Origin of the sequence: Bowmanella pacifica (assembly GCF_014645355.1) — a bacterium.
GTDB lineage: Bacteria > Pseudomonadota > Gammaproteobacteria > Enterobacterales > Alteromonadaceae > Bowmanella > Bowmanella pacifica.
In genome coordinates this window covers 340,796-357,784 of sequence record NZ_BMLS01000002.1, presented here as the reverse complement: position 1 = coordinate 357,784, position 16,989 = coordinate 340,796, and the positions used below count along the sequence as shown (strand labels likewise).

18 protein-coding genes are annotated in these 16,989 nt (G+C 49.6%); 12 read left to right on the top strand and 6 right to left on the bottom strand.

Annotated elements, in window-relative coordinates; translation table 11 throughout:
* Positions 1–15: 15 nt before the first annotated feature.
* The 7 genes from IEX02_RS07740 (at position 16) to IEX02_RS07710 (ending at position 4,756) form a co-directional block, all read left to right on the top strand.
* Positions 16–1,641: a methyl-accepting chemotaxis protein gene (locus tag IEX02_RS07740; protein WP_188692767.1), complete on the top strand. Its 1,626-nt coding sequence runs from the start codon at positions 16–18 to the stop codon at positions 1,639–1,641.
* A gap of 581 nt (positions 1,642–2,222) precedes the next feature.
* Positions 2,223–2,447: an EF-hand domain-containing protein gene (locus tag IEX02_RS07735; protein ID WP_188692764.1), complete on the top strand. Its 225-nt coding sequence runs from the start codon at positions 2,223–2,225 to the stop codon at positions 2,445–2,447.
* A 72-nt stretch (positions 2,448–2,519) separates the two neighbouring features.
* A complete protein-coding gene (locus IEX02_RS07730; RefSeq protein WP_188692761.1) occupies positions 2,520–2,744 on the top strand; it encodes an EF-hand domain-containing protein in 225 nt (74 codons plus the stop codon).
* Between the two features lie 67 nt (positions 2,745–2,811).
* On the top strand, positions 2,812–3,036 hold the full coding sequence (locus IEX02_RS07725) for an EF-hand domain-containing protein (protein WP_188692758.1): 225 nt from the start codon (positions 2,812–2,814) through the stop codon (positions 3,034–3,036).
* A gap of 97 nt (positions 3,037–3,133) precedes the next feature.
* Positions 3,134–3,490: an OmpA family protein gene (locus IEX02_RS07720; protein ID WP_188692755.1), complete on the top strand. Its 357-nt coding sequence runs from the start codon at positions 3,134–3,136 to the stop codon at positions 3,488–3,490.
* Positions 3,491–3,672: 182 nt separating this feature from the next.
* Positions 3,673–3,921, top strand: coding sequence for a phosphopantetheine-binding protein (locus tag IEX02_RS07715; RefSeq protein ID WP_188692753.1), 249 nt, complete (start codon positions 3,673–3,675; stop codon positions 3,919–3,921).
* A complete protein-coding gene (locus IEX02_RS07710; protein ID WP_188692750.1) occupies positions 3,914–4,756 on the top strand; it encodes a lysophospholipid acyltransferase family protein in 843 nt (280 codons plus the stop codon). The genes IEX02_RS07715 and IEX02_RS07710 overlap by 8 nt, the downstream gene beginning before the upstream one ends.
* A gap of 6 nt (positions 4,757–4,762) precedes the next feature.
* Here IEX02_RS07710 and IEX02_RS07705 read toward each other — a convergent pair whose 3' ends face one another.
* The 6 genes from IEX02_RS07705 to soxR form a co-directional block, all read right to left on the bottom strand.
* A complete protein-coding gene (locus tag IEX02_RS07705) occupies positions 4,763–5,449 on the bottom strand; it encodes an SDR family NAD(P)-dependent oxidoreductase (protein WP_188692746.1) in 687 nt (228 codons plus the stop codon).
* A 125-nt stretch (positions 5,450–5,574) separates the two neighbouring features.
* A complete protein-coding gene (locus tag IEX02_RS07700; protein ID WP_188694071.1) occupies positions 5,575–6,117 on the bottom strand; it encodes a BON domain-containing protein in 543 nt (180 codons plus the stop codon).
* Between the two features lie 321 nt (positions 6,118–6,438).
* Positions 6,439–8,055 carry a diacylglycerol kinase family protein gene (locus IEX02_RS07695; protein WP_188692731.1) on the bottom strand — a complete coding sequence of 539 codons (1,617 nt, stop codon included), beginning with the start codon at positions 8,053–8,055 and terminating at the stop codon, positions 6,439–6,441.
* A gap of 88 nt (positions 8,056–8,143) precedes the next feature.
* On the bottom strand, positions 8,144–8,452 hold the full coding sequence (locus IEX02_RS07690) for a YtxH domain-containing protein (protein ID WP_188692718.1): 309 nt from the start codon (positions 8,450–8,452) through the stop codon (positions 8,144–8,146).
* Positions 8,453–8,480: 28 nt separating this feature from the next.
* Positions 8,481–8,657, bottom strand: a complete 177-nt coding sequence (locus tag IEX02_RS07685; protein WP_188692715.1) for a DUF1328 domain-containing protein — start codon at positions 8,655–8,657, stop codon at positions 8,481–8,483.
* 189 nt (positions 8,658–8,846) lie between these two features.
* A complete protein-coding gene (soxR, locus tag IEX02_RS07680; RefSeq protein WP_229702142.1) occupies positions 8,847–9,323 on the bottom strand; it encodes a redox-sensitive transcriptional activator SoxR in 477 nt (158 codons plus the stop codon).
* Positions 9,324–9,450: 127 nt separating this feature from the next.
* Between soxR and IEX02_RS07675 the strand changes: the two genes are divergently transcribed.
* From IEX02_RS07675 to IEX02_RS07655, 5 genes are all read left to right on the top strand, one after another.
* Positions 9,451–10,062, top strand: a complete 612-nt coding sequence (locus tag IEX02_RS07675; RefSeq protein ID WP_188692712.1) for an NADPH-dependent FMN reductase — start codon at positions 9,451–9,453, stop codon at positions 10,060–10,062.
* A gap of 240 nt (positions 10,063–10,302) precedes the next feature.
* Complete coding sequence (locus IEX02_RS07670) at positions 10,303–11,895, top strand: beta-helix domain-containing protein (RefSeq protein WP_188692711.1); 1,593 nt, start codon at positions 10,303–10,305, stop codon at positions 11,893–11,895.
* A gap of 68 nt (positions 11,896–11,963) precedes the next feature.
* A complete protein-coding gene (locus IEX02_RS07665; protein WP_188694066.1) occupies positions 11,964–14,639 on the top strand; it encodes a TonB-dependent receptor plug domain-containing protein in 2,676 nt (891 codons plus the stop codon).
* Positions 14,640–14,832: 193 nt separating this feature from the next.
* Positions 14,833–15,603: a DUF3450 domain-containing protein gene (locus IEX02_RS07660; RefSeq protein WP_188692708.1), complete on the top strand. Its 771-nt coding sequence runs from the start codon at positions 14,833–14,835 to the stop codon at positions 15,601–15,603.
* 13 nt (positions 15,604–15,616) lie between these two features.
* Complete coding sequence (locus IEX02_RS07655) at positions 15,617–16,987, top strand: MotA/TolQ/ExbB proton channel family protein (protein WP_188692706.1); 1,371 nt, start codon at positions 15,617–15,619, stop codon at positions 16,985–16,987.
* Positions 16,988–16,989: the final 2 nt, after the last annotated feature.

Sequence of the window (16,989 nt, the reverse complement as noted above, 5' to 3'; positions counted from 1 at the left end):
ACAAGAGAATACATCATGCTGAATCAAGTGACAGTCAAAGTGCGGTTGGTGATTTTGGTTGCCTTACCGCTGTTTTTCTTTGCTCTATCTACCTTTAATTCCTTGCTGGATCTCCAGCAGCTCAATGACCAAATCGACAGTTTATACAAAGACCGTGTGGTGCCACTACAGCAGATCAAAGTGGTATCGGATAACTATGCGGTGGAGATTGTCGATGTTTTGCACAAGTATCGCGCTGGTGTGATCTCCCAAGACGAACTTAACCGGCGTATGCAGTCGGCCCAGGATACGGCGGATAAGTATTGGCAGGAGTATAACGCGACCAAGCTGACTAACGAGGAAGCGCAACTGGTACGACAGGTAGAGACTAACTTGAATGCCGTATTAAGTAAGCTTGCCGATTATCGTCGTCAATTAGGCCAGGGCACGCTTTCCAAAATTGAGCCGAATCAGTTTGTCCGCGAGCTTTATCAGGTTTTCGATCCTCTGAGTGCCAGTTATGCGGACCTAATTCAACTACAACAAGATGAAGCGAATAAGTTCCGTATGCAAGTCGCCGCGGATTATGAAACCACTGTGACCTTGTTCATGGTTAAGTTTGCCATCTTATTTGTGCTGATGCTGGTGGTTGCCTGGCTGATCTACCGCTCTATTAATACCCCGTTGCTGGGATTGCGGGACACTATTACCGAGATTGCCGAGTCGGCAAATCTGTCGGTACGAGCAGAGGTGGTGGGTAAGGATGAAATCGCTGAAACGGCGCAGGGATTTAACCAAATGCTTGATCGTATTCACGGGCTGGTTAAAGAGGTGATTCAAGCGTCCAGTAGCTTAGCGGCATCGGCAGAAGAGATGCATGCTATCAGCACGCAGGTGGCCAGTACTGCCAATGAGCAAGAACATCAGAGTACGCAAATTGCCACAGCGGTGACTGAGATGACCGCGGCTATTCAGGAAGTGGCACAGAATGCACTACTTACTTCGCAGAAAGCCAATGATGCAGATGAACAAGCGCAGCTTGGCCAGCAAAAGGTTCAGCAGAATATCAATTCTATTAACCAGTTATCTGGCGTGGTTAATCGCAGCAGCGATGTGATTCAGCAACTGCATAATCAGGCTAATGATATAAACCAGGTTGTTCAACTGATTCAGAATGTGGCAGAGCAGACCAACTTGCTGGCTCTGAATGCGGCCATTGAAGCGGCCAGGGCCGGTGACTCTGGACGCGGCTTTGCCGTGGTGGCTGATGAGGTACGTCAGTTGGCGCACAACACACAGAAAGCCACTGAGTCTATCAGCGACATGATAGGTAAACTGCAAGTGGCAGCCAAAGAAGCGGTAGAAAGCATGAGTCAGGCTCAGCAAATGGCTTCAGACAGTGTGAATCATGCAGAAGATTCTTCACAGGTTCTGAAAGACATTATCGCGTCACTAACGGTGATTGCTGATATGAACATTCAGGTCTCGACGGCAACGGAAGAGCAGACGACGGTAGCTAATGAGATCAGTGCCAATGTGAATGAGTTTAGTACCAGCATCGCTAGTGTTACTGACAGCTCCAATCAGAACGCCCAGGCCAGCGATGATTTATCACGTTTGGCCATTAATCTGCAGGGGCAGGTGTCGGTGTTCCAAATCTAGCCAAGGGAGCTAAGTACGGGTTTCCTAGCCTGTTGACTGATACGAATGGGGCGCATAGCGCCCCATTTTTCGTGGTAGCTCCTTTATACGCATACGTATTTTGGGACTTCGCCCATTCTATGCCCCCTATTTTTCTTAAACACAAAGCAGTGCCGCCCTGTTCATTGTTGTTGCGGGCTTTGACTACATAAATACAAGTCACCTTACAGTTGGCTAGGGTTCTGCTGCATTGCTATAACAGCAGCTATTCTGGCTCCTTGTCGGCCTTCATATTGGCTGACAAATCCCGTCCTAACAGTGTTTATAGCCCTGTGTTTCAGATAGATGACAACTTATCTGTTTGATTTTTATAGAAAAAATTCAAGTCGTTAAATTAGTGTTGGGTCAAGGCGACAGGTTGATTTTTATTTTTTTCCTCTTTTCCTCTTATCTTTTTGATTTTAAAGAAAAAATAAAAGTTGGCATTGAAGTTGTAATGTCTTGTTCAAGCGCTAACGACAACGCCGTTAACGCTGACACGGCAACAACGCCGACTCGACGTACATCAATGTCGGGTAATAACAATGTCGAAGGAGAATGTTATGAAAAAGTTCGCATTTATTTTGTTTTTCCTGCCTGCCACTGGTGCTTTGGCTAGCGGCAATATCAGCGACCTTTTTGCTGCCCTGGACAAGGACGGTAATGGTGCGTTGAGTAAAGAAGAAGCTTCGGTTGAAAGTCGTCTGGCCGCAGCCTTTGATGAAATTGACACTGACGGCGATGGTCAAATCACCCGTGCTGAGTTTGACAAATATCAAAGCAACTAAGGATCAAGGTTGCTGCCCGGTTTGCCGCGCTGAATGACAGGCCGGGCTATTTCAATATCAAAGGAGACTATGATGAAAAAGTTCGCATTTGTTTTGTTTTTCCTGCCCGCTATGGGCGCATATGCCGCTAATGCTGACAGCGATCTGTTTAGTACGTTGGATCAGGATGGTAACGGTGCCTTGAGTAAAGAAGAAGCCTCTGCAGAAAGCAGCCTAGCGGCAGTATTCGATCAAATCGATATCGACGCCGATGGTCAAATTTCTCGCGCCGAATTTGATAAATATCTGGGTAACTAAGCCTTAAGTGGTCACCGGCTCGCGTAACCAAACGGGCCGGTCAACAACCAAATTGATGGAGAATATTATGAAAAAGTTCGCATTTGTTCTGTTTTTTCTGCCCGCTATGGGTGCGTATGCTACTGAGTCTGCCAGCGATCTGTTTACCACACTGGATCAGGATGGTAATGGTGCGTTGACTAAGGAAGAAGCGTCCGTCGATAGCCGCTTGGCTGCGGTATTCGAGCAGATGGATGCCGACAGCGACGGTCAAATCACCCGCGCTGAATTTGACAGCTTTCAAGGCAACTAAGCCTTAACTTTTCTCAACCTGGGTGCGCCACATGGACGGGCGCGCCATTTCCCTTGCAGGGATAGCTTTTCCCCATATCCATATGCTGGAGGGACTGATGACTAATTTTCATGTTCAACGTCAGGCACTAAAGGAATTGTTAGTTGGTTTTCCTAGTGGGAGCGCCAAGATACCCGTAACTGAGCTTGATAAACTGTTTCAGCAAGCGGAGCTGATCAAGCAAAATCCCCGCTCACTGGCTATGATTTATGGCTACCGTGACCACTGTGTTGGTGCAGCATTGCCTGATAGTCTTGCCTTATCCCGTGCTGAAGCGGTGAAGCGCGAGCTGATCAGTTTTGGTATCAGACCCAGCGCGTTGCATATAGTGGAAGATCAGGATATGTCTGTTCCTCACCCTTCATTGCAAGGGGCGGCTATGACAGTACTTATTCAGCAATTTTCAGTAAGTTAACGTCTTTTACTTCACCTGATTTGCCCCCTTTACCATTAAGCCAAAGCGAACGTTTTGCCGTTCGCTATGCCTGTTTAGCCTCAAACAGTTCCATACACTTGCCTACAGCTATCAACAATTTGCTCACGGAATTGTGTCCGATACGGGATGTATAGTGCTCTTCAATACGAGTAGGAGCATGTATGGATATTCAAACTAAACTAACTGAATTACTGAGTAATGTACTCAGTCGACCGGCGACAGACTTTAACGCCGATACGCGATTGCTGGGAGAAATGCCCGATTTTGATTCTATGGCCTTGATGCTACTGTTGACGGAAGTCAGCCAGAGCTTCAGCTTGGAGGTTCAGGACGCTGGGTTTGATAGTGAGACCTTTTATTCTGTAGCAACACTCACCGACTTTATTAAAAAGGCCAAGGCTAATGCGTGATGGGCGAATCAGCATACAGCAGCATTTGGTGGTTTTTCTGCTGCGATTTTTGACCTGCTTACCGCGTCGCACTCGCCCCTATCTGGCAGGTGGTTTAGCACGTTTGATTCTTGCTATGGCAAGACGTACCCGGACCCGGGCGGCTGGCAATGTAAATAAGGCTTTGCCAAATTTGAGTAGTGAGCAGGTGAAGCGTCTTTGTTTTCGCTCTTATGCAACAATAATCCGCGGCTTATTGGACTGTCTGGATCTGAATAACCTTGAGATAGAGATCTACTGCGACGAGTCAGTGCGTCAACAACTTAACGGAGGTCGGGGGCTGTGCGTAGCAACTTTACATACTTGTTGTTATGAGTTGGTGCCGTTGGCTCTACAACGCCTAACCGGTCGCTCGGTTACCCTCACACATATGCCGGCCTTTATTCCCTCCGCACATAATCCATACCAGCGAGCAGGGATAGACTATGTGGAGAAGAAACAAGATGGCGCTTTTGTGCGTTTACTGCAGCATATACAACAAGGTGCGGTAGTGTCTTTGCATGCGGATTTATTTGCCAGAGATGTGAACGTCAATTTCTTCGGGCGCCAGACTACCGCACCTGCTGGCCCTGCCATGCTGAGCGCCTTTGCCGGTACGCCGATGTTGCTTGCCTACGGCTGTATTGGCGATAACGGTCGCTATCAGGTTTACATTGAGTCTTTTATGACAGAGCCGGTTGCGAGGACTAAACAAGCCTATACAGAGGCGATTCAGCTTTTATATGACAGATTTGAGCGGATCATCTTGCGCTACCCTGAGCAGTGGTATTGGTCGTTTAATCGCTGGCGCACATGAGCGTATTCACCACTGCAAAGGCTGACGGTGACGGAACAAACCACCTGTTGGCCCCTCATCAGGCAGGGTCGCCAGCCAGATGGGGGTATCGGCACCTTGCTCAGCGGAAAGCGGTGCTTCTGGACCTCCCATATCCGTTCTGACCCAGCCTGGACAGGCTGCATTGACCTTCACCTTATCCCCTAACACGCGGGCCATATTAACAGTCATGGCATTAAGGGTAGCCTTGCTGACCGAATACGCTGTCGGGCCTTTGAAGCCATCGTAGAAGGTGCCCCAGCCGGATGTTAGGTTAACAATGCGTCCCCAGCCGCGTTGCTGCATTTGACTTCCTAAAATCTGCATAAGTAGAAATGGCGCAATGGCATTGACCTGTAATGATTGCTCCAGCTCAGCGCGCTGACAATCCAGCGCGTTCGCTGGAAGCAGGATGCCTGCATTGTTTATCAGAATATCAATAGGGCCCAATACCTGGGCTATGGCCTGAGCTCTCAACTCCGGTCTGTCTAACAGGTTCAGCTCAACGCCAACAGCACCATGGCCTATGGCTCGGGCCGCTGTTTCTGCATCTGTTTCATTGCGGGCTGCAGCAAGCACCCGAATGTTGCCCTGTTCGGCTAACCCTTTAGCGATGAAAAATCCCAGTCCGCGGTTGGCTCCGGTAATCAGGGCGGTTTTTTGTCTTTCTGTCATGATATATCTTCAGAAATGCCGGCAAGCTCACTACAACTTTAGACCTTTAGAGGGCGAGGCGGGGGAGATTGTGGCGGTTGAGCGACGAACATATAAGCCCACCCCGAAGGGTGGGCTAAAAGTGATTAAGATTTTTCTACTACTTCCAGTTTATCCACGACTTTTGTGACATCTGCTGTGTTTTTGGCAATGGCAATGGCCAGATCACGCTCTGCATCGTTGGCAACTTCGCCCTGTAGTGTGACCACACCCTCTTTGGCATCGACATCAATGTTACTGCCGGTCACTTCTGATTCAATCAGTAAGCGGGTTTTGACCACTGCGACGACTTTGGAGTCTGTCAGTGTCTGCACCATTTGATTTGGACTCTCGCTGTCGAGCACTTCTAGTTTGTTGTGAACCTTATGCACACCGTCCAGGCTTTCAATCAACTCGCCAGCCAGAGATTTGTCTACTTCACTGCTCACTTTACCGGTCAGTGTAACCTCACCATCTTTCACATCAGTATTGATGTCGAATGAATTCAAATTGGTGTTAAGCAGCAAAGTGGTTTCTGCCTTGCCATCGATCCAGGCATCCTTGGCATCTTTTTCCCAGTTATTCTCACCTGCCATGGCGACTGGGGCCGCAATCAGTGTCAGAGTCATCAGGGTTGCTGTGAGTTTCATCATCGTCTCCTTTGACATTGTCATTAAACTCACTTTTCCTGTAGCGAAGATGATGCCAACTTTTAACTTGTTGAAAATAAAGGCTAAATAATCCATTGTGTTCTGCGTATGTCGTTTTGAGGAGACAGTTTTCAATATTTTTCTGACAGTTTTCCTGAAAGGACGTTCTTGACAAGAATGGCCGCTGTTTTGGGGCAAAGCCTATGTTGACGCGGGTGGTAGCCAGGCTAACAGAGCCCGTTTAGGTGACTTTAAGCGCTGTGGCGCTATTGTCCCCTCAGCCCGACAGCGGTCAACAGCCCTGAAAGGGGAGGGGACAGACTACTTAATGATTGGCGCTCGCACATACAGCGAAGCGGGATAAATCTGGATATCCACAGGAAGATCATCAAAGACTTCGCCGTCTATCACATAGTGTTTGGCATCGGCGGCCTGAATACGAACACGCCTGGCCTGGCGATGATGGATGTTTTCACTGGTTGGACTAATGCCTGCCGTGGCAAGCTCAGTAAGGCTGAACAAATGTTGGGTCGAATTCTCACTGGGGGATAACCAAGTAACATCCAGTTGCCCATCTGCTAAGTCTGGCTCGCCATCCCCTTGGGCGAGCAAGGTGGTCAGCGGTGCCGCATTGGCGATAACCAGGCTGTGGGTTTGTAGTTTTTGTACAGGTTCATCATCAAACTGAATATGGAGTTCTAGGCAGTGATTGCGTTCGATGGCTCGCCACAAGCCAAGTAAATAAGCCATCTGACCCAGCGCGTTCTTTTCTTGCCGGTCAGCGGCTTCTATCATTTGTTGCTCGAACCCCAGGGCGGCCAGCAACAACATTAACTTGCCATTACAGCGGGCAGTATCGATAGCACGTACCTCTCCATCCAGAATAGCCTGACAGGCCGTGTCTATGGGCAGTACTTTGCTCCTGATGCCGCATAGGGCGTAGCTCAGTGCATTGGCCGTTCCCAATGGGATAATACCCAACTGTATCTGGGTATTGACCAAAGCCGACGCGACTTCTGTTATAGTGCCGTCGCCACCACAGGCTATAACCAGCTCAGCGCCTGCATTGACAGCCTGCCTGGCCAGAGCATAGCCATCTTGCTGAACTGTGGTTTGCTTAATTGTCAGGTTAAACCTAGGGGCTAACTGCTGCTCTATTTGTTCTCTACATTGTTGCCATTTTCCCCCGCCAGCAGCGGGATTGGCGATAAGCCAAGTTTCGACCGATAAGCCAAGTCGGCCTTCCTGATGGAGAAAGGCTAACTGTTTGAATTGCCAACGATTCAATCGGGCGGTCTGGCGAATGGCGCGAATACCTTCAAGTACTTCCTCTGCAGAGCTTTTGGGTTGCGTTGCCAATAAGTAAGCTGCGCTTACCAGCACCGAACGGCCTCTGCCCAGGGCACAATGCACTAGCACTTTATGACCCTGGCGATGTTGCTTATGCAGCCAGTTTATTGCCAGGTTTAATTGCGCCGCATCGGGGGCACTATGATCCAGTACAGGTACATTCAGATAGTGAATATCTTGTTCTTCCACAGCCCAGTTCAACCCGTTGAATTCCGCTGTCACATCCAGTACTGCACATATTCCTTGGGTTCTAATAAATTCCACATCACTGGAAGACAGTCTGGCACCCAGAAATAACTGCTCGGTCACTTGTTGAATAGGTGGAACCCTGTCGCGTTTACGTGCCCAGCGATTATATAGACCCGCCCCAAGTAAGAAGGGGATAAACAGCCAGCGTATGACAAGTGGGATTGCGCCGTCAGGGCGCTTTCTAAATAGTGAAGGGTAATTAAACAGGTAAGCCAGACCTACAGCGAATAGGGACAGCCCTGTCCAGGCAAGCAGCACACTGAGTGAGGCCCAAGGTGAGAGTAACAGTAAGATGAAGACAGCCAGGCTGCCACTTAAGTAATAGATCGCAACTGGCATTCGCCCTCCCTGCGTGCAGAATGACGACAACCAGCACTATATGTACTGGCTACAAGCTATAAAAAGGGGGCTAAGCCCCCCGATATTATTAGCAATCTTTATCTTTAAACTCGGCCTTATCTTTGGCCTTCTCGCATAGTTCCTTTAGCTTATCTGCACTGGACTCAGCCGCATCTTCCAGTTTCTCACCGGTTTTGCTGGCAACATCCTCAAGTTCGTCCTTGGCGCTTTGCATTTTGTCCTTGGCTTGTTGAACGGCGTCATCCAGTTTTTCGCCGGTCTGCTCAACCGTCTCGTCAATTCGTTCTCCGGCTTGCTCGGCTTTACCGCCGTTATCACAGGCCGTTAATCCCAGGGTGCCCACTAACAGGGCCAGTGCGAATGTTTTATTGTTCATGATGTTTACTCCGTTAATTAAGCCGAAATTACAGTTTGGGTCTCTTACCTCTTAATGCATTGGCCAGCAGCGATATCAACATTAAGACGATAAATACGAAAAAAATGATTTTCGCGATACCTGTTGCCGCGCCGGCTATACCGCCGAAGCCCAACAGTGCAGCGATAATTGCGATAATCAAAAAAGTTAACGCCCAGCCTAACATAAAGCCTCCGTTGTTATGGCTGACGCTCCTTTTGCTTGCCAGCCAATGAGTCGCAATATGACCAATGCCAAAACTGTGCCAGTGTGTAAATCATCGAGCCAATAAATACATAATCAGAGGCTTCTTGTCGTTGCAGAAGGCTAAAAAATAGCGGGTAAAAAAGACCGGTTTGGTGGCAGGTCAGGCTTGCTAAGAATCTATCAATCTGGCCCCTGAGCCCTGTTTTGAAAGGGCGTCGCCGGGATTCCTAAGCCAACAATGCTGCAGTGACAGGCAGCCGCAGCCAATGCAATTATTGAGGTTATCGCGCAAGGCGATGAGCGTGTTGATTCTGTGGTTGAGATCGTCCAGCCAGACCTTAGACATCCTGCCCCAGTCATCTATAGTCGGCGCTTTGTTGTCGGGTAGTGACGACAGGGCGTGAGCGATCTCTGCCAAAGGTACCCCAACTTGCTGAGCGGTTTTGATAACGGCGATGCGTCTTAGTACATCTCTGTGATAACGGCGCTGATTACCTGCATTGCGACGACTTTGAATCAGGCCTTTTTGCTCATAAAAATGTACAGCCGATACCGCAATACCGCTGCGTTTGGCGACCTGTCCAACACTGAGTGTTGTGTGCTTGCCACAGGGTGTTGATGTGGCGTGCATTATTTTTTCATTCATTGCTTGACCTTAACCTTGCTTGAGGTTTTAGCCTAGGTGACATCGTTCGTGAAGTAAACCTGTGATTAAGAGCTGTAGTCCGAGTTTTGCGAAAGCGTCATTTATATAGCAACTCAAGGAGAGTGGTATGTCTGAAAAGTTAAATATTGCTGTGATTATGGGAAGTACCCGTGAAGGGCGCCTGTGTGAAAGTGTGACCCAGTGGCTGATGGCGGAGCTGGCGACCTTCAACGAGTTTGCCCTAAGCCTTATCGACCCCAAAGATCTGGAAGGGCAGACGGATGACTTTTTTGAGCTGGTGATGAAAGGCATTCGCACTGAGCTTGGGGCTGCTGATGCCTTTATTGTGGTTACGCCGGAATACAATCATAGTTTTCCTGCACCCTTGAAACAGCTTATTGATGCAGTGAATACCGAATGGCATACCAAGCCGGTAGGCTTTGTCAGCTATGGCGGCATATCCGGTGGTCTGCGGGCGGTTGAGCAACTGCGACAGATATTCGTTGAATTGCAAAGTGCCAGCGTGCGCGACTCGGTGAGTTTTATTAACGCCTGGGAGCAGTTTGATGCACAGGGCACGTTGCGTGAGCAGGAACGTCCGCGTCGGACCTTGATAAAAATGCTGGAGCAACTTAATTGGTGGGGCAGGGCATTAAAACAGGCGCGTCACACAGATGTCCACCGCCGCAAGTTATCACAGGGAGGATCTGCGCTGCGCTTAGCCTGTCAGACGGGCTAAATAGTCGGCGTAGTTATAAAACCGGTGCAGTTCAAGCCGTTACCAGCATCAGGGAGCGGCTTATTGCCCGGATATGTTCCGCAGTTGCTTGAAAAATAACAAAATAGCCCATTCTTTGGGCGATTAAAAAGTTCCATGAAACTTTTGTGACAGTGTGGTGTTGTAACAAAAGTGTCACTCAGCCCGGTTAACCTTGCCTCCGATTTGTTAACCCATATTCTCAAAATTTCGGAGAGCTCAATGGAACTCAAAACCATGTTTAAGGTATCTGCCGTTGCTGTAGCCCTGGTATTGGCTGGCTGTGGCGGAGATATCAATATCACCCCAACCGTTAACGACAACAGCACTGTAAATAATCCACCATCAACTGGTGGTGACAACGGTGGCGATAATGGCGGTGATGAGAACCCTTGTGCTTCCTATGAAGCTAGCGGCGATACCGTGCAAGGCACCTACGATAGCAGCAGTAAAATCTGTACTTACTCCACTACCTTCGTAAGTGCGGCTAAGCCTTTGACCACCGACGTGACACTGGCTGGTGACTTGACGCACTATTTCAAAAGTTCATTGGCTGTTGGTCAGGACTGTAACACCACTCAGGGCTGTACTGTTGAGATGGACGGTCCAACTCTGACGGTTGATGCTGGCGCTACCGTAGTATTCGATAACCCGGCCTCTCGCGTACAAATTAACCGTGGCGCCAACATCGAAGCGGTAGGTAGTCTGGCTGAGCCAATTACCTTTACCTCTGCCAATGCGGTACCTGCCCTTGATTCTGTAGGCGCCGGTCCTTCTCCACAAGACTGGGGTGGCGTGATCATTAACGGTTTTGGTATCACTGACCAGTGTTCTGATGCTGAGCGTGGTGCAGGTAGCTGTAACGCTGAGAGTGAGGGTGCGGTGTCTTACTACGGCGGTAACAACAACCAAGACGACAGTGGCTCACTGAAGTTCGTTAAGATCCATTATGCAGGTGGTCTGCCAGCAGGTGCTGAAGTAGGTAACGACCTGAACTCACTGTTCCTGAACTCTGTCGGTTCTGGCACTGAAATCGACTATATCGATGTCTACGCCGGTTACGACGACGGTATCGAATTGTTCGGTGGTGCGGTAAACCTGAAGCACATCGTTATTACTGATACTCAGGATGACAGCCTGGATATCGATGCCGGTTGGCAAGGTAATGCGCAGTTTGTACTGATCAAGCACGGCTCAGTGAAGAATGCCAGCGGTGAAACCCTGCACATGGGTAACGGTGGTTTTGAAGCAGATGGTCGTAAAGGTTCGACTACGGCTCAAGCGCCAGCCTCTGCTCCACATATTGCTAACGTGACTGTTATCACCACAGACGAGCTGTCTGCCCGTGATGGTGACCCATCCATTGCCATGAAGCTGGATGATTTCCTTAATGCTACTTTCTACAACATGGTACTGAAGAAAGAAGCCGCGACTCAGACCTGGTGTGTTAACTACTCCGGTGATGTAGCAGATGAGTTGGTGACTGACCGTACTTCTATCAAGTCGTCTATTGCAGCTTGTGCAGCCTTATCTGCCTCCGGCAAAGAGACTGTGACTACTGCAAGCGGTACTACAACAGTGACTGAGTGGTTCACCAAAGACGGTGCAAGTGAAGTGGTTAACGGTTCAGACACTGTGCTGGCTAACAACGGCTTCTCAACCGCTGCTGAAGTAACGGTAACGCCTACCGATATGACCAGCGTAGACAGCTTCTTCGAAGCCACTAACTTTATCGGTGCGGTTAGCGCATCCGACACTTCCTCAGATTGGTACAAGTGGGCGAAAGCCGCGTTTGATAACGCAAACGACGAATAAGCATTTTGTATCGAGACAGATAGGCGCCCTGGTAGCGCCTATTTGTCGATTAAGTGTGGGAATGAATGATGATGACTCGATTCAGAGTGAATAAACTTTCAATAGCCGTCGGTGCTTGCTTGTTGACGGGGTCGGTACTGGCCCAATCTCAGGAAGACAACGCGATTGAAGAAGTGGTTGCCACTGGGACACGTTTGCAAGGTACTGCCACAGCGGTAATCGAAGAACGTAAGAACCAGGCGTTTGTTGCAGATATCCTAGGTGCGGAACAGATTTCCCGTACTGGTGACAGCGACGCCGCCTCGGCCCTTCGCCGGGTAACCGGTCTAACCCTGGTGGACGGTAAATTCATCTACGTTCGTGGTTTGGGGGAACGTTACTCCAGTGCTCGTTTAAACGGCGCTAGCATCCCCAGTCCAGACTTAACCCGGAACGTTATCCCGCTGGATATTTTTCCTTCCAGCGTAATTGAAAGCCTGTCGGTACAAAAAGCCTATTCACCCAATATGCCGGCTGCCTTCGGTGGTGGTAACGTGGATATTCGCACTAAGTCTATTCCCAGTGAATTTGTCGCCGGGATCCAGCTAGGTGTGGAAGCCGACTCGAATAGTTCCGACGGTTTTACGTACAACCGTAATGACAGCGGCACACCCACAGCATTGCGTGATGCCATAGTACATTACCGCGGTGACTTCTCGCTGCGTAACATCATTCAGCGTGATGGTTTGTACAACAACGAGAATGGCACTGCTGCACAGCAAGCAATTGCCATCAATGACGGATTACTGCAATCTTTGCCAAGGGATATGGCACTTAAAGATGAGTCCCTTGATCCCAACTATTCGGCGCAAGCTTACATAGGTAACAGCTTCGAAGAAGAATGGCTGGGCGGCACCATCGGCTTTTTAGCCTCGTTGGCGTACGACAATAAATGGAATTACAAAGACCGTCGTAACGCGGTGGTCAGTGCCAGTTTGCCGGAAAACTGTTCCGAGTCTATGCAAACCGCTGATGACGTTACCAACAGCTGTTTTGACAGTATGGTGGACTCGCAGGTCACCAGTGAAAATGAGCGTCTGAATGGCTTATTCACCCTCGGATACCGCTGGAAGACTCATAGCCTGAGTTACACCAAGATCCTGATTGAAGACAATGAGGATGAGTCAGAAATTGCTATCGCGCAAAACCCGTCTCAGAACCAGACCATTGCTGCTGATGGGATTGCCGATTATTCGCAAAGCTTTACCTATGAAGAGCGTTCACTGGATGTGGATCAGTTCCGCGGTCAGCATACCTTCCTGGATTGGTGGGGCGTCGGTGTTGACTGGCATTACACCCAATCGGAAGCCGAAACCGATATTCCGCTGCAAGCCACCTTTAACTTCAGCAACAAGTATGACGGCAACGGTAAGTACCTGAATACAGAAGTGAACGGCGGTAACGGTCAGGTTGAGTATGACTACGTCGCGATGGACGATCATATGAAAAACTGGGGCGGTAACCTAACACTGCCTTTCACCCTGGGCCGTTTCGAAGTGGAATTGAAAGGTGGTTGGGACTTCGTTGACCGTGCCCGTTACTACACCACGTCCAGCTTCTTTGTGAATAACAGCGGTAGTTCTATTGGTATCACAGATAAGGAATCAGATTTGCTGAATCTGCCGTCTTATCTGAGTGATGCCTTTATTGCTGACCAGAATCTGTTTGTTGCCTTCAACGAACCCGATGCGCCGGAAGCGGATGACTACCTGGCCGCGCAGAAGATTGATGCCGGTTACGGTGCCTTCGATGTCATTTTCGATAACACCTGGCGCTTCAGTGGCGGTTTGCGCTACGAAGAGTTTAAGCAGGTGGCCTTGGAGACCTCCAGTCTGATCTTCAATGCTGAAGATCAGGATGTGTTCTTCAACGAAGACAACATCAAGGCACGTACCATCAATACCGATGACTTCTTCCCATCATTAAGTCTGACCTACATTGGCGGCGACAGCTACCAAGTGCGTATGGGCTATGGTGAGACAGTAGTGCGTCCGGATCTGCGTGAAGTGGTACCGGTGGGCTATTTCGACCCGCTCACCGATATCCGTACCACGGGTAACACGCAGTTAGTGTCCAGTAACCTGAAAAACTACGACTTGCGTTATGAACTGTATGGCGAGATGGGTAACAACCTGGCGCTGTCCTTGTTCTACAAAGACATTACCAACCCCATTGAAACCGTATTGCGTGTCGGTGACTCCACCTATACCGCCAGCTTTACCAACGGTTCACAGGCTGAACTTTACGGTATAGAAGCCGAGTGGTTGTATGACCTGGGCTGGGCCGCAGATGGTTTCTTCACCTCAGGTAACATCACGCTGAGTGATTCTGAAGTGGATATCGAGGCCTCGGATGCCGGCAGCTTAACCAATACCACTAAGCGTATGAACGGTCATTCCAAGTACGTGGCGAACTTCCAATTAGGCTACGACTCCGCTAATGGCGAACACAGTGCCTCATTGGTATACAACGTGTTTGGTGAACGTATTCTGGCTTCGGGTATCGATGGTCGCCAGGATGCTTACGAACAGCCGTTCCATTCACTGGACATGGTGTATTCCTACTACATGGACTTCAATAGCACCATCAAGCTGCGCGTGCGTAACTTGCTGGGTGAAGATCAGGAAGTGACTCAGGATGGCGTTACGGTGCGCAGCCGTAGCGTAGGAACCACCTTCCAGCTCAGTTACAAATACGACTTTTAAATAACCTCAAGGGCCGCACAGCGGCCCTTTCTTTTTATCTGGGACAGTGGGCCGAAACAGTTGCTACAAGTGGATTATGAATCACGCCATAGTCTTCAATTTGTAATAAAACTGTCACGGACAACCCCTATCCTGTGCGCGAATTCCAAAAGGTCAGTATCCCGCTGATCGTGTTTAATTAGGGTTTGACAGTATGAGGCTTTTGAAACTACTTCCGCTGACCGTGCTTGCCACGACCTTGGCAGTCACCGCCCCGTCTATGGCGCAGCAAGACAAGTATCTTGAACCTGTTGTGAAAGAGGCCGGCAAGATCAATGCATCCGCCGCTGGTTCACAGCAGAAGATCGACAAAATGACGGACCAGATCGATAACAAACTGCAGCAGTTCAAGACCATCAACAAGGAAATCGATGGCTTGACGGTATACAACGCGCAGTTGCGTAAGCAGATCGACAATCAGCTGCAAGAAGTCGCCGACCTGAATAAAGCCATTGATGAAGTGAGCGTGATTGAGCGTCAGATCACCCCCTTGATGTTGCGCATGATTGAAGGCCTTAAGCAGTTCGTTGAACTGGATGTGCCTTTTCTGCCTGAAGAGCGTAGCAAGCGCCTGGCCGATTTAGCCGGTTTAATGGAGCGTGCTGATGTCGCGCCTTCTGAAAAATTCCGTCGTGTGATGGAAGCCTACCAGATTGAGATGGACTACGGTCGCACGTTGGAAGCTTACAGCGGCTTGCAAACGGTTGATGGTCAGGAACGTGATGTGGACTTCCTGCGCGTTGGCCGTACCGCACTGATTTACCAAACCCGTGATGCCAGTCAGCAAGGGATCTGGAACAAGCAAACCCGTCAGTGGGAAGCGTTGCCTTCCAGCTACCGTACTCAGGTGACCAAAGGCCTGCGTATGGCTAAAAAGCAACTTGCTCCTGATTTGCTGTCCCTGCCAGTAGCCCTGACCGACTAAGAGAGTAGAAACCATGAAATCCATCGTTAAAGTACTGACCACTGGTCTGTTTGCCTCCTTAGTCGCCACTGGCGCTATGGCACAGAGCACAAGTGACAAAGCCCTGGATCTGGATCAACTGCTGAAACAGTTAGAACAGGGTCAGATTGCCCAGAATAAAGATAACCAGCGTCGTGAAAAAGAATTTGCTGCCAAGGTTGCCGAGCAGGATCAAATGCTCAAAGACGCCACCAATAAGCGCAATAACGAGCTGCAAACCAGTGAAAGCCTGGAGCGTCAGTTCCAGGAAAATGAATTCAAACTGGCCGACCTGAACGAAGCTTTGACCACCCGTCTGGGCTCACTTAAAGAGTTGTTTGGTGTGTTGCAGCAGGTGTCTGGTGATACCAAAGGCAAATTCCAGAACTCTGTGGTGTCTGCCCAGATCCCTGGCCGTGCCGAGTTCTTGGATGGCCTGGCCCAATCCATGGGCGCAAGCTCTAAGCTGGCCTCTATCGATGAAATCGAGCGCGTATGGTTTGAAATTCAGCGCGAGATGACCGAGTCCGGCAAAGTCACCAAGTTCACTACTGATGTGGTAGAAGCCGGTGGTAACAAGGTCAATAAAGAAGTGGTTCGCGTTGGCGCCTTCGCCCTGGTGGCCGACGGTAAATACCTGGACCTGAATCCTTCTACCGGCACTGTTGCTGAACTGATTCGTCAGCCAGCGGCCCGTTACGGCGAAAGTGCGGCCAATCTGCAAGCCTCCAACGGTGAGCTGGTGGAATTTGGTCTGGACCCTACCGGTGGTTCTATCCTGGGTCTGCTGGTACAAGCGCCTAACTTCCAGGAGCGTATCGAGCAAGGTGGTCTGGTGGGTTACATCATTCTGGCCGTCGGTGCGGTAGGTCTGTTGCTGGCACTGGAGCGTCTGATTAGCCTGACTCTGATTAAAGCTAAGGTTGACCGTCAGTTGAAGAACCAACAGCCAAGCAAAGACAATCCACTGGGTCGTATTCTGCACGTACGTGAAGAGTTCCCTAACGTGGATACCGAAACCCTGGAGCTGAAACTGACCGAAGCCATTCTGGGTGAAGTGCCTAAGCTGGGCCGTAACCTGACCATGATTAAGATCATCTCTGTGGTGGCGCCGCTGATGGGCCTTTTGGGTACGGTAACCGGTATGATCAACACCTTCCAGGCTATTACCCTGTTTGGTACCGGTGACCCTAAACTGATGGCCGGTGGTATCTCAACTGCCCTGATGACAACTGTACTGGGTCTGGTGGTGGCTATCCCGATGACACTGCTGTACGCGATGCTCAATACTCGCAGTAAGAACATCGTGTTCATTCTTCAGGAACAAGCCTCAGGTGTGATTGCAGAACGCGCTGAACGGAGCTAATC